The organism is Verrucomicrobiia bacterium (assembly GCA_019634635.1).
In the GTDB taxonomy this organism is placed as follows: domain Bacteria; phylum Verrucomicrobiota; class Verrucomicrobiia; order Limisphaerales; family UBA9464; genus UBA9464.
In genome coordinates, this window is sequence record JAHCBB010000008.1 from 165,396 (window position 1) to 178,505 (window position 13,110).

Annotated in this window: 9 protein-coding genes; 7 read left to right on the plus strand and 2 right to left on the minus strand. The window is 66.7% G+C overall.

Features of this window, described 5'->3' with window-relative positions; translation table 11 throughout:
- Positions 1 to 198: 198 nt before the first annotated feature.
- From KF791_07875 to KF791_07885, 3 genes are all read left to right on the plus strand, one after another.
- Complete coding sequence (locus KF791_07875) at positions 199 to 912, plus strand: FecR domain-containing protein (protein MBX3732497.1); 714 nt, start codon at positions 199 to 201, stop codon at positions 910 to 912.
- A gap of 79 nt (positions 913 to 991) precedes the next feature.
- Positions 992 to 3,313: an adenylate/guanylate cyclase domain-containing protein gene (locus KF791_07880; protein ID MBX3732498.1), complete on the plus strand. Its 2,322-nt coding sequence runs from the start codon at positions 992 to 994 to the stop codon at positions 3,311 to 3,313.
- A 118-nt stretch (positions 3,314 to 3,431) separates the two neighbouring features.
- A complete protein-coding gene (locus KF791_07885) occupies positions 3,432 to 5,042 on the plus strand; it encodes an ABC-F family ATP-binding cassette domain-containing protein (GenBank protein ID MBX3732499.1) in 1,611 nt (536 codons plus the stop codon).
- Positions 5,043 to 5,102: 60 nt separating this feature from the next.
- On the opposite strand, the gene KF791_07890 is transcribed toward KF791_07885, so the two are convergent.
- On the minus strand, positions 5,103 to 7,322 hold the full coding sequence (locus KF791_07890; GenBank protein ID MBX3732500.1) for a hypothetical protein: 2,220 nt from the start codon (positions 7,320 to 7,322) through the stop codon (positions 5,103 to 5,105).
- A gap of 224 nt (positions 7,323 to 7,546) precedes the next feature.
- On the opposite strand from KF791_07890, the gene KF791_07895 reads away from it, so the two are divergent.
- Positions 7,547 to 8,386: an AraC family transcriptional regulator gene (locus tag KF791_07895; protein MBX3732501.1), complete on the plus strand. Its 840-nt coding sequence runs from the start codon at positions 7,547 to 7,549 to the stop codon at positions 8,384 to 8,386.
- Between the two features lie 100 nt (positions 8,387 to 8,486).
- On the opposite strand, the gene KF791_07900 is transcribed toward KF791_07895, so the two are convergent.
- On the minus strand, positions 8,487 to 9,110 hold the full coding sequence (locus KF791_07900; GenBank protein ID MBX3732502.1) for a superoxide dismutase: 624 nt from the start codon (positions 9,108 to 9,110) through the stop codon (positions 8,487 to 8,489).
- Positions 9,111 to 9,297: 187 nt separating this feature from the next.
- Here KF791_07900 and KF791_07905 point away from each other — a divergent pair, with 187 nt between their 5' ends.
- From KF791_07905 to KF791_07915, 3 genes are all read left to right on the plus strand, one after another.
- Positions 9,298 to 9,945, plus strand: a complete 648-nt coding sequence (locus KF791_07905; protein ID MBX3732503.1) for a hypothetical protein — start codon at positions 9,298 to 9,300, stop codon at positions 9,943 to 9,945.
- Positions 9,942 to 10,796 (plus strand): hypothetical protein, encoded by an 855-nt coding sequence (locus tag KF791_07910; protein ID MBX3732504.1) that lies wholly within the window; start codon positions 9,942 to 9,944, stop codon positions 10,794 to 10,796. The genes KF791_07905 and KF791_07910 overlap by 4 nt, the downstream gene beginning before the upstream one ends.
- 125 nt (positions 10,797 to 10,921) lie before the next feature.
- Complete coding sequence (locus KF791_07915; GenBank protein ID MBX3732505.1) at positions 10,922 to 13,108, plus strand: acetylxylan esterase; 2,187 nt, start codon at positions 10,922 to 10,924, stop codon at positions 13,106 to 13,108.
- Positions 13,109 to 13,110: the final 2 nt, after the last annotated feature.

Consider the following 13,110-nt stretch of genomic DNA (forward strand, 5'->3'; position numbering starts at 1 on the left):
GGAGAACAGGCGATGGAGGGGCCGGCGGAGGGCCCACGGACTTTTCTGAACAATCCTGTGGCGCCCGGGGACAAATCTCCGGTAGAACCACGCCGTCAAACGTTTCAGCAGTCCAACCAGGAAATTAAGGCGTTGACTTTTCGACCCTCCTGCCTAGGCTGCGTCCCGTCCGACTATCATTCTCCAAAGGGCTTCAACATGAACTATTTTGGACGCTTTTCTCGTGTGGCGTGCGTCGGTGCCGTTTTGGCGTTGGCCGCGAACCTCGTCCTTGCCGCACCGCAGACCGGCAGCGCAAAAGTCGCGAAGGTCAGCGGCATCGTCTATCTCGGGTCCGCACCGGCCAGTGTGGGTGACGTCATCGGCCCCGGCACGGTCATCAGCACCGGCCCGGCCTCCGAGGTCCTGCTGAACCTCGGCGCCAACGGCGGCTTCACCCGGGTTCTGGAAAACAGCAAGTTGTCCATTGACGAGCTGACTGTGGACTCCGCCGGCCCCGAGACGGTCGTCAAGACCCGCCTCGGCCTGAAAGCCGGCAAGATTGACTCCCAAGTCAACCGGCTGTCCAACCAGTCCAGCTACATCGTCCAGACCCCGACCAGTACCGCCGCGATCCGCGGGACTGTGTTCACCACCTACGCCAACGGGGCCGTGCTGGTGTTCGATGGTTGCGTGGATGTGGTCGTGCAGGATGCGGTCACCAGCCGTGAGGCCCGCTACAACGTGTGCGCCGGCCAGATGTTCGACCCGAACATCCCGGGAGTGGTTTCCATTCCTCCGGGCGTGATCGCCCCAACCTTCGCGGTCGGGCCCGGCACTCCGCCGACGCCGTTCCTCGAGCGCCCCGTGGTGTACGTGTCCCCGTTCCCGCCGGATCTTTCTCCGGTGACCCCCGTCTCCGCCGCCGAGTGAGCGATGGGATGAATCGAGGTTAGATTTTAATCACCCAGGGCAACGCAAGTTGCCCTGGGTTTTTTCTTGGGAGACACCCATGTCCCCGCGGCGGCAGCGGCAGATTCCCCTGTGGGTGGCTCTCGTTGGCGCCTGCGTCGCCGTGGGCACCGTGGCGTTGACCCGGTGGGCCGACCGACAGCATCCCGGCACCGGTGGCCCCGGCGGTCTGCGCCCGGTGTTTCGCAAATTTGACCCGCTTCAGCGGATCGAACTGATCACCTACGACTGGAGGGCCCGCGTCGCAGCGGACCGCAGTGCCGAGGTCTCACCCCGCCTGGGGTTGGTGGCTCTGGACGACCTCAGCATCGCCGAGCTCCAAAAAGGAGATACCCTCGGAGTGCCCGTGGGCCCCCTTTGGCCCCGATACGTCTACGGCCTGGTTCTGAGGGAGCTGAGGGACCAGGGCGCCGAGGCCGTCGCGATGGACATCCTGCTCGGCGACGAGCGTCCGGACCACGGCATGGTTCCCTTCCCCGGACTCACGAACCTGACCTCCGACGAATACTTCGCCGCCGAGCTGGCGGAATCCGGGAATGTCATCCTCGCCTCGATTGCGGAGTTTCCGCCGGCATTCCCATTCCGGCTTCAGGCGATGCTTGGCGACGCCGATTCTCCGAGGGATGTGGATGGCACCGCCCGGCGGGTCAACGCCTTTGTAGCGCACCGCTTCCTGCACCCGCTCATCGAGGGACAGGCACGACGCCAGGGGCTGGATGTCGTCGGCGTGAGCTCCAACGCCGTCCGGCTATGGAATCCTGTCCAGGAAATTGAAGTCCAGTGGCCTGTCCGCCCTGACGGCACCGTGCAAATCCCCCGTCCGGGAGCCACGTTGGAGGCGGACGCCGTCCACGTGAACCGCCGGGTGTGGAACATGGGGCTGGTCCTGGCGGCCCAGCGGCTGGGATTGGATCTTGACATGGCACAGGTCGAGCCCGGACGCGTCGTTTTCCGCGATGCCGGGGGGCGTGCGGTCCGCACCCTGCCGGTCAACGAAGCCAACCAATTTTTCATCAACTGGAGCACCACGAGCACCAACCGCTCACGGATCGCGGCCGCCGGACTGATCAACCTCGTGCAGCATGCGGTACTGCGCTCTGCAGATCCGGAGAATTCCGGCCCCACAGAGTGGACCAACCACCTGGTGGTGATCGGGTCCACCGCCACCGGAAACAACCTTGCCGATCGTGGCGCCACTCCGATTGCGCCGCTGGATTTCCTGGTCAGCACCTACTTGAACGTCGCCGACTCCCTGTTGCGCGGCCAGTTCGTGCATTTCCTCCCGCCGTGGGGCGACTACCTGGTCGTTCTGGTGGCCGCCCTGCTGGGATCCATCCTGACCTGGCGGCTGTCCACCGTGCCCGCCAGTCTCATCCTCATCGGGGTCGCTGCGTCCTGGGTGGTCGTGGCGTTCGTCGCCTTCAATCGCGACCGGCTCTGGCTCCCGCTGGCGCACCCGCTGATCGCCGGTCTCGCGCTGAACCATGCGGCCATGCTGACCTACCGCAGCGTCTTCGAGCAGAATGAACGCCAGCGGGTGCGCGGCATATTCGCCAAGATCGTTTCACCCAACGTGGTTCAGGAACTGCTCCGCTCAGATCGCGTCCGCCTCGGCGGCGCCCGTCGGGAGCTCACCGTGTTCTTTGCCGACGTGCGGGGATTCACCGAATTGACCGACAAGGCCCAGGTGGCAGCCGAGGATCATGTACGGTCCACGGGCCTCACCGGCGTCGCCGCCGAGGCCTACTTCGAGCAGCAGTCCAGTGAAGTGCTCCAGACGGTCAACCTCTACCTCGCCACCATCGCCGACGTCATCAAGGCCCACCGCGGCACCCTCGACAAATACATCGGGGATTGCGTCATGGCCTTCTGGGGCGCGCCCACGCCGAATCCGCTGCATGCCGTGGATGCCGTCGCTGCCGCCGTGGAAGCCCAGCAGGCCATGGAACGTCTCAATGTGCAGCGGGATGCGGAGAACGGGCGGCGCCGTTTGGAGAACGTCCGCCGGGAGGCCGAGGGCCTCCCCCCGCTGCCCGAACTGCCCCGCCTGGCCCTTGGCACCGGCATCAATTCCGGATTCATGACGGTCGGCCTCATGGGCAGCGACAGCCATATCCTCAACTACACGGTCTTCGGACGGGAAGTGAACCTCGCGTCCCGCCTGGAGGGCGTCTCCGGACGCGGACGCATCATCATCGGCGAGGCCACCTACCAGGCGCTGGTTCGGCACCGTCCGGACCTTGCCGCCCGGTGCCTCGCCCTCGACCCGGTCACGGTGAAGGGATTCCGTCAACCGGTACCCGTGTACGAGGTGCCATGGCGGGAACTTCCCGCGGCCGACCACCCGGCGCAGCCGTCCTGAGTCCACGCCAGCGGGATCCTTTACGATCTCAAGCCCCCCCGGGCCGTACTTCCCTGATCTTGAGGCTGGCGCCGGGTCCGGATTCGGCTACTGCTTCGCGCCGCAAACGGGTTGCCCCATGCTATCCATCCGAGATCTGAAAATGTCCGTGGCCGGCCGCACGCTGTTTGAGAACGCGTCGCTGCAAATCAACCACGGCGACCGCGTCGCCCTCGTCGGCCCGAACGGGGCCGGGAAGTCCACGCTCTTCTCGCTGATCCTGGGGCGCCATGCCCCGGACGAGGGAACACTGGAACGTGATGCGTGGACCATGGTGGGCCACCTCCCGCAGGAGGCCGAGGCGGTCGGCGCGGAAACCGTGCTGGAGGTGGCCACCGGACGCGCCCAAGTGCTGCCCGCCCTGGAGCAGCGGCTGCGTGCGCTGGAGCAAGCCGGCTCGGTAGACACCCCGGAGTACCTGGAGGCCCACGCCCAGCACGACGCCCTGAACGACCCGCAGGCCGAGGCCCGGGCGAAGCGGATGCTCAAGGGCCTCGGGTACCGGGACAGTGACTTCGACCGTCCGGCGCGGGAGATGAGCGGCGGCTGGGTGATGCGGGCCCATCTCGCCCGGCTGCTCGTCATGGAGCCTGACCTGCTGCTGCTGGACGAACCCACCAACCATTTGGACCTGGTCTCCCTGCTCTGGCTGCAGAACTACCTGAAGAACTATTCCGGTGCCCTGCTGCTGATCTCCCACGACCGCCAGTTCATGGACGAGATCATCACCCGGGTGCACGAGATCGCGGACCGGACGCTGGTGGCCTACACAGGCAACTACGCGGACTACCTCCGCCAGCGGGAGGAGCGTTACGAGCAGCAGCTGGCCGCTTACAAAAACCAGCAGAGGGAGATCCAGGCGCTTCAGGAGTTCGCGGACAGGTTCCGGTCCGTGGCCTCCAAGGCCTCGCAGGCGATGTCCAAGCTGAAACAGATCGAGCGCATGGAGCGGACCGAGAAGCCCACGCCACCCCGGAAGCCGTTCCGCTTCCAGATCCCGCCCCCGCCCCGAGGCGGCCAGCGGGCGATTTCCCTCCGGGACATCCACATGGCCTACGGCGACCACCCCGTGTACGCGGGGCTCGACCTCACCGTGGAGCGGGGTGATCGCACCGTGCTGGTGGGACCGAACGGTGCGGGGAAATCCACGCTGCTCAAAATCGTCGCCGGTGTGGTTTCGTTCCAGCGCGGGGAACGCGACCTCGGCCACAATGCCAAGCTCGGCTACTTCAGCCAGCACCGGGCGGATTCTCTCGACCCGAACAAGAACGTGCTGGAGGAGATCCTGGCCAGCGCGCCGGCGCTCCGGGAGGACGAGGCCCGCGCAATCCTGGGGTCCTTCATGTTCCGCAAGGAGGAGATCTACAAGCCCACCACCGTGCTCAGCGGCGGCGAGAAGAGCCGGCTGAACCTGGTCAAGTTCCTGGTGGACCCGCCCAACCTCCTGCTGATGGACGAGCCCACCACCCATCTTGACATCACCACGGTCGAATCCCTCACCCTGGCTTTGGAGCGCTATGAGGGCACCCTGGTGTTCATCTCCCACGATGTGCACTTCATCCGGCGACTGGCCACCAAGGTCCTGCACATCCATCAGGGCCAGGTTCGGGGGTACCCCGGCGGCTACGACTACTTTCTGGAAAAGACCGGGTCGGCCCACGACCCCCGGGCGGCCCTGACCGCGGCGTAGGCTCCCGTCTCATCGTGCGAAGCGGAGGCCGCCGCAACACTTCCCACCGGACAACTGGGTCTACGGCTGCGGAGCGTCCGACGCCGGTGCCGGGGACGCCGGGGGCGCGGCGGGGGCTTCGGGCGCGACCTGACCCCAGCGGCCGCCCGTCCACCGGTGAATGTATCCCTGATGGTTGAGGAGCAGATACGCGACAACGAGCACCACGGCAACGGCGATGATCCGGGGCCACGGGCTCGACCTTTCGGCGTAGGGGTCGCTGAGGTCGCGCTGGGACCCCGGCGGCAGGGTCGCAACGCCGGTCAGCGAGGCGCCAAACGGCACATTGATTCGCGCCCGGGTGTTGATCGCCCAGCCATTGGCGTCAAGCAGCGGTCCCAGATTTCGGGTCCGGAGCTTCAGCCATGCGAGGAGCATGGAGGGACCGGAAATCAGCAGCAGGATCGCGATAACCCCGATCGGCATCCAGATGCCCAGGTTCACGAACCCGCCGACAATGCCGCCGATCATGCCGCCGATGCCAGAGGCGCCAATGGCCAGTGCGGTGACCATGCCGGTGTCCAGCTTGGGCTTGGGCAGCGGCTCCGCCTTGCCGGTCTCCACGGTCTTGCCCGCGTTCACTGCGGCACCCGTGAGCTTATCCGATGCTGCGGCGTCCGCGGCCTCCGCCCGTTTGCTCGCCTGCTCCTGAATGAATCGGGCGAGCTTCTTGTACGGTGACCAGAACGCCTGGCGGACGCTGATCGGGTTGTCCACGATCTTCGTGATTGTCGCATCCCAGTCTCTTCCCTTCCGATCGTAGAACAAACCGTTTCGCCCGACCATCAGGTTGTCCGAATCGCCGTCGGTAAAGGCAGCCACGATCTCCATCTTCTCGCCCGACCCGGTCCGCGTGCAGTCCAAGTAGGCCAGATAGCTGCCGGCGAGCGGGGCCATGCCCGCGTGTTTGGCAGCGTTGGCCACGGTGAGCACCAGGTCGCAGCTTCGTTGGTCGAGGTACAACGTGCCGGCCTGGAAGATGGCGGGCTTGTTGCGGTCGTAGAAGTCCCGGAAATTGACGAAATTGGTGCACAGGAGGTGGAGGTCCCGATGGAAACGGGTGAGACGCTCCACCGCTGCAATGGCCTCCACGTTGGCGGCCTCGTCGCGATCCCGGGCAATGAGCGCCTCCAGATCGGTGCGGACGCCGGAGCTCAGCAACTCCCGAACCCGTGCAATCCCGAGTCCCTCCACCCCGGCTCCCGCCTTCTCCGAGCGCCAATGGAGGTGCGGCGCGAGCCGGGCCTGCAGCGCGACCCAGTCGGATTCCGTGAGTTCCGTCCGGGCGCCAAGCAACGGCTGGACCACGGCCGTATCGAAGGCGGCCATGGCCCCCGCCCACGCGGGATTCAGTGCGGTCTTCAGCGGCAGGGGACGTCCGGCGGCCACCTGGGCCAGAGGGAATCCGCGGATCTCGGACGCGGTAATGGTCAGGTCCTGCGCCGCAACCGCGAGATATTCCTCCTCCTTGCGGTTGAGGATCGCCGCCGCCCTGGAGTCGAATGCGGCAAGCCGGCAGCGCCCGAAATAATCATCCACCTTGCACCGGACCGCCTCCAGGGCGTCCGCCGCCGCGCCGGTGTCCCCTCCCAGCGGCAATACCGCGGCGGCCTCCGCCTCGGATTTGCCGATCCACGCCTCGTACGCGGTGAGCGCGTCGAAAAACCGGACGACCATCGCCTCGTCAACGCCGGGGCGCCCCGAGCGATCGGTGACCGATCCAAGGCACTGGATCAGGTCCTTCAGTGCCGCCCGTGTCGCCTCATCCGATGCCGACTCCTCAACGATGATGCCATCCCCGTTGAAGGCCGTCTGCGCGAGGATGCGCGCGGTGTCCGTGGTGTCGGCGACCGAGATCGCCGCGGCGTCCTTCTTGTCGAGGCTCGCCAGAATGCGGCGGGCTGATTCCAGCAGCGTCCGGCCCTCCGGCGTGGTGTCGTTGATCGCGCCGAGCGATACGGTGTCGCCGCCCTTCACCAGTTCGTCGGGATCCTTGAGCATCGCGAGAGCCCAGCGGACGGCGGCGAGCAGTTCGGGAGCCCGAACCCGGCCGTCCTTGTCGGCGTCAATCAGATCGAGGGTCCGGCGGTCGAACTCGACCCCGGTCACCGGACAGGCGAGGGCGACCCAGAGTTTCTGGTTGAGCTGGTCGAGGTGGGCCAGGTCGGCGCCCGTGTCGAGCTTGACCTGATCGAATCCGCCGGCACGGAAGAATCTCCAGATGTGGGAGTGGGTGGCCATAAGACGCTTTGATTGAGGAACGGTTGGATCTTCGAACCCGACCGCGAGCAGGTTACCCAGATTTTTCCACCCGCCAATCCGAGAGTGCCGCACGGCCGTGCCGGGAGGCCCCGCCGCTCGTCGGGGCACGCGAAACTCGATGGCAATCCCGGGGGATCGCATCAGGGACCCGGCGGTTGTCACCGGAGGCCGCGGGCGGCACGCTGGCGGACGTCAGGCCTCCCATGACGCATCCCCCGCTGGTCGAGACCCATCGCGCCGGTCCACACTCCCGTGAATGGATCGTGCGGGCATCCGGGTGTCCGGCACTCGCCGTGCACGGGATTGCCCATGTTGGGGTGGCCGATGCCGCGGCGCCCTACGCCATGGTGCGCACCGACCTTGCGGGCACCTATTTCCTGGCCTGTGTATCTGGCGAGGGACGGATCTACCTCGACGGCCGGTGGCAACGCTGCGGAGCCGGCATGGCGTGCCTGGCACCGCCGCACGTGCTGCATGCCTTTCATGCCATCCGTGGGAAGCGCTGGGGATTTGCGTGGGTCCGCTACCAACCCACCGCCGGCCACGGCCCGCTGATCAATTCGGCGGCGCCGGTTCTGGCTCGGTTCCCCGGGGATGCCCTGAACGCCGCGATCGAGGGACTCTACCATGAACAAGCCGCCGGCCCGCAGCCGGCGGCGCAGCACCATTGGGTCGAGTTGATCCATGGTTATGTCTTCCGCTTCGCCCAACCGTGGCATGTCGAGGACCGCCTCGCCCGGCTGTGGGAGGCCGTCGCCGCGGCACCGGGGGAGCATTGGAACCTCACCGAACTCGCACGGCGGGCTCATTGCTCCGGAGAGCATCTGCGACGGCTCTGCCGGCGGCAGTTGGGACGTTCCCCGATGAATCAGGTGACCTACCTGCGCATGCGTCACGCCGCCGCCCTGCTGACCGGAGGCAATGACAAATTGGAAGTCATTGCCGATGCCGTCGGGTACGCGAACCCGTTTGTGTTCTCAAATACGTTCAAAAAGTGGACCGGTTGGCGCCCCAGCGAATACCGGCAGCGCAAGGCGGGCTGATCGCCCGTCCGGTACGCGCGCGACGAAACGGGAGGGTCTGCCAAAAAAACGCCTTCCGACACCCCGGACGGCGCAGCCGAATTCGCTCTGGGGAGACCCGCTACTTCGCGGCCGCATACAGGGTGCCGACGGCATCCCAGTCCACGACATTCCAGAAGGCCTTCAGGTAGTCGGCGCGCTTGTTTTGGTACTTGAGGTAGTAGGCGTGTTCCCACACGTCCACGCCCAGGATGGGTTTGCCCTCGACGCCAGCCACGGCCTTGCCCATGACCGGAGAATCCTGGTTCGGGGTGGAGGCGATTTCGAGTTTCCCGCCATTCACCACCAACCAGACCCAACCGGAACCGAAGCGCCCAAGGCCAGCAGCCTCGAACTTCGCCTTGAAGTCCTCCAAGGTTCCAAAGGCGCTGTGAATGGCCGCGGCAAGCTCGCCCGATGGGGTGCCGCCCTTGCCGGGCCCCATCAGTTTCCAGAAAAAAGTGTGATTCCAGTGCCCGCCACCGTTGTTGCGGACTGGTCCGCGGATGTTCTCGGGCACCGAAGCGAGGTCGCCGATCAGGGCATCGAGGGACTTCGACTCAAGCGGGGTGCCGGCAATGGCCTTGTTGAGGTTGTCCACGTAAGCCTTGTGGTGGCGGCCGTGGTGGATCTCCATCGTCAGCGCGTCAATGTGCGGTTCGAGGGCTTCCTTCGGATACGGGAGGGGGGCGAGTTCGTGAGCCATGGCAGGAATGTCTTTGAATGATGCGGCGTTCCGAGCCGTGATCGTTCGGAACAGTCGCAGGGTAAGCCCGGAGCCTCCTCCGGCAACGCCATTTCTGGGGCCCGCAGGGGTTTACGGGAAGGACGATCCGGGATGCTGCTGGACCCCAGGGGTGCATGGGGGTACACGCTTGACGATGTCTTTACGCATGGCGGGATTTTGTTGGGCGGCCCTCAGTTTGGGCTGGGGCCTGCTCGCCCAGAATGTCCGGCTGGCACCGGCCTCAACGCCCGAGGGCTACGTGGCGCGGCTGCTGATCAACGAGGTGCCGTTTCCGGGGGATCCGCTGTATCGCAGCGAGGAGGACTGCCGGCGTGGCATGGAGGAGATCGTCTGGGTGCTGAACAACCGGTTGCGGCACATCCCGCCGGGCTATTCCCAGCAGGAGGTGGCCAACACGCGGGCTGCCAACTTGATCGAGGTCATCACGGCACCGGGACAGGTGGAAGGTTTCCACCGCGACGGGCAGGGTCGTTTTGTGGCCGTGCCCCGCGTGCACCGCCGGGTGGACTATCTGGTCCGGATCGCCAACGACGGCCAGCCCGGGCGCATCGCGGCGTTGCTCAACCATGCGGCACAGCTCGCCGCCGCCGCGCTTGCGGGCGGTCCGGATTCCCCGGATCTCTTTCTGGAATTGCGGCGTGTCGGCAGCACGGGGGTGACCGGACGGGCCTATGCCTGGATGACCGCCAACCTGCCGGATCATCCGGGAGGCCATTTTGTCGCCGTGCCGCGGGAACGCGAAGGCCGGATTGCGGGCAATCAATTCTACACGCTCACAGAGCGCCGGCCATGAACACCCGCAGCCTGGGATGCTGGTTGCTTGCGGGATTCCTCGCCGGTTGCGCCACGGCGAACCAGCGCATGGGCCCTGTCACTTCCCGGGGAACCACGGATCCCGCCACCGAACTCGTCAGCGTGCCGTTCCTGGCCGACGTAATCGCCTATGTGGACCTCTGGTACGTCGGATTGCAGGCGGCGATGCGTTCGGACCCACCGGACGCCGTGGCCGTCTGGACCCGCATGCTGCCGGCCGGGAAGGACGAAGGCGACCGCAGCCATTTTGCTGAACTGTGGTTGCCACGGGAAAAGCTGTGGGTGGATCTCAAACGCGCGGATTACGTCTCGACCGAGCATGGCACCACTCATCGCGATTTTGGATTCAAGATTCGCGGGGTGCATCCGGGCGTCGAACCGGAGGGAGGCTCTGACTGGCAAACCGTGTGGATTCCCTGGACGGCGATCCCGTTGCCGAAGCCGGGCGGCCCCGGATATCCGCCCGTCGCTGGTGCGGTTCCGGACGCCCGCCTGCGCGAAGCCCTGGCGGGCTTTCTGTCGCAACGGGAACCCACCAACGACCGGGGGAGTTCCCAGGAATTCTTCGTGGGACCCACCTCACCGGTGGCGAACGAAATCTGGGTGTTCTGGAACGACGGTGGCGAAGTATTGCACTTCGCGGCCGATGGCGATCTGGAGAATCCAAAAACCTGGGCGCACGCGGTGGAAAGCGTGCGCTTCCATCCGCTCGAACCGGGTGGAGAGGTCCAGGCGGGCCGGCAGGCGTTCCTTCAGCACGTGGCTCAGGTCTGCCGCGACCAAGGCAGGCGCCTCACCGTAGGTCCGGAGACGGCCGGTCGCGGACGTTGACTGGAGTTTCGCAGCGGACGTCCAGGGGCGGGGCGGGGCGGGGCGGTCTCGCTCCCCGGAGACGGAGCACGCTTTCGCTTTTCTCCCGCGCCGCTGGCAGGTTCCATCAGGCCACCACGCCTGCCATGAACGCCGCCGTCAACCGTCGCCAATTTCTCGCCACCGCCGCCGTCGTCCCGGCGGGACTTGCCGCCACCCGGACGGCCCTCGCGGCCACGGGGCCGTCGGGAGCGCCGGCAGATGTGCGACTGCAACCCCTGAAGGATCTCGACGGCTACTTCCCGTTCACCCCTCCGGCCACGCCAGAGGAATGGGAAGCCCGTGCCGCGGTGGTCCGCCGCCAGATGCAGGTCGCACTCGGGCTGTGGCCCCTGCCCCGGCGCACCCCGCTCAACGCGGTGCCCCATGGCCGCATCCTCCGGGAGGGCTACACGATCGAGAAGGTGTATTTCGAGAGCCTTCCCGGCCTGAAGGTCACCGGCAACCTGTACCGTCCAGTGGCCCCGAGCGGCCGGGTGCCGGCAGTCCTCTTCGCCCACGGGCATTGGAAGGATGCACGGCTGTCGCTGACCCCCGAGGACGAGCTGCGGCGGGAGATTGCCACCGGCGCCGAGCGTTTTGAGCAGGGGGGGCGAAGCCGCTTCCAGTCCCTGTGCGTCCAACTGGCCCGCATGGGCTGCGTGGTGTGGCAGTGGGACATGCTCGGGGATTCCGATGCCCTCCAGATCTCCAGCGAATTGAACCACAGTTTTGCGAAGCAGCGTCCGGAGATGAACACCCCGGAAAACTGGGGGTTGTTCAGTCCGCGCGCGGAGTCCCACCTGCAGAGCACCATGGGACTGCAGACTTGGAACGCGATCCGGTCGGTGGATTTTGTGCTGACCCTTCCCGAGGTGGATCCCGACCGCATCGCCGTCACGGGGGCCAGCGGCGGGGGCACGCAGACCATGATCCTGGCGGCGCTGGATCCACGCATCGCCCTGTCATTTCCCGCGGTGATGGTGAGCACCGCCATGCAGGGCGGCTGCACCTGTGAGAACGCCTGCCTGCTGCGCGTGGACACCGGCAACGTCGAGTTCGCCGCGCTCGCAGCGCCGCGTCCCCAGGGGCTGACCACCGCGGATGACTGGACCCGTGAACTCGCCACCAAGGGATATCCCGAGCTGCAGCAGTTGTACCGCCTGCTGGGGGCGCCGGACGCGGTGATGATCCACCGCGGGGAACACTTCCCGCATAATTACAACGAGGTGTCGCGCTCGGCGTTCTACGGATGGCTCAACCGCCACTTCCGGCTGGGCTTCGCCGAGCCGGTCCTGGAGCAGGACTACACGCCGCTCGGCCGCGATGAGCTCACGGTGTGGGATGCCGCGCATCCGGCACCACCGGCCGGGGATCCGGACTTCGAGCGGCGACTGCTTCGTGCATGGCGGGAGGACGCCGCGGCACAGGTGGCGGCGGCCTCCGGGGATCCTGCGGCGTACCGGGCCCTGTGCGGCCCCGCGGTGGAAACGCTGATCGGGCGGCGCTACGCCGACGTCGGCAGGGTTACTTGGACCCAGCGCAACAAGGTGGACCGGGGCGACTGGTGGGAGATGGATGGCCGGCTGCGCCATGAGGCGCCGCAGGAGGAGCTGCCGATCCTCTTCCTGCACCCGAAGGCATGGAACGGGAGCACCGTGATCTGGCTCACCGACACCGGGAAGGCGGGGCTGGTTTCCGGGGGACAGCTCCTGCCGGAGATCCGCGAATTGCTCGATGCCGGCATGACGGTCTGCGGGGTGGACCTGCTGTTCCAGGGAGAATTCCTGACCGATGGCCAGCCGGTCACGCGCACGCGACGGGTACGAAATCCGCGCGAGGCCGCCGCGTACACCTTCGGCTACAACCGCGCCCTGTTTGCCCAGCGGGTGCACGATGTGCTGACCGTCCTGCGTTTTGTGCGCTCCTACGAGACCCCTTCGAGGCACGTGGCCGCGGTGGCGCTGGGCGAGGTCAGCGGGCCGGTGTTGGCCGCGACTCTGGCGGTGTGCGGGGACGCTTTGGATGCGGCGGCCTGCGACACGCACGGGTTCCGGTTCCTCCAGGTGGACGACCTCCAGGACGTTCGTTTCCTTCCGGGCGGGGCAAAGTACGGTGATCTTCCCGGATTCCTTGCGCTGGGCGGGGTGCGATCCCTCTGGCTGGCCGGCGAACCGGCCTCCACGGCAACGCAGACCGCCGTGCTGAGCGCCGCCCGGGTCACCCGCCACGAACCGGGGGACGGCGCGGCGGGACGCGCCGCTGCGGCGTGGGTCCGGGCGACGACAGCGTGAGG

Bases quoted from the DNA above. Each gene is read 5' to 3' on its own strand.
- KF791_07900 (MBX3732502.1), bottom strand. From the start codon at position 9,110: ATGGCTCACGAACTCGCCCCCCTCCCGTATCCGAAGGAAGCCCTCGAA.
- KF791_07890 (MBX3732500.1), bottom strand. From the start codon at position 7,322: ATGGCCACCCACTCCCACATCTGGAGATTCTTCCGTGCCGGCGGATTC.
- KF791_07915 (MBX3732505.1), top strand. From the start codon at position 10,922: ATGAACGCCGCCGTCAACCGTCGCCAATTTCTCGCCACCGCCGCCGTC.
- KF791_07895 (MBX3732501.1), top strand. From the start codon at position 7,547: ATGACGCATCCCCCGCTGGTCGAGACCCATCGCGCCGGTCCACACTCC.
- KF791_07910 (MBX3732504.1), top strand. From the start codon at position 9,942: ATGAACACCCGCAGCCTGGGATGCTGGTTGCTTGCGGGATTCCTCGCC.
- KF791_07885 (MBX3732499.1), top strand. From the start codon at position 3,432: ATGCTATCCATCCGAGATCTGAAAATGTCCGTGGCCGGCCGCACGCTG.
- KF791_07875 (MBX3732497.1), top strand. From the start codon at position 199: ATGAACTATTTTGGACGCTTTTCTCGTGTGGCGTGCGTCGGTGCCGTT.
- KF791_07880 (MBX3732498.1), top strand. From the start codon at position 992: ATGTCCCCGCGGCGGCAGCGGCAGATTCCCCTGTGGGTGGCTCTCGTT.
- KF791_07905 (MBX3732503.1), top strand. From the start codon at position 9,298: ATGGCGGGATTTTGTTGGGCGGCCCTCAGTTTGGGCTGGGGCCTGCTC.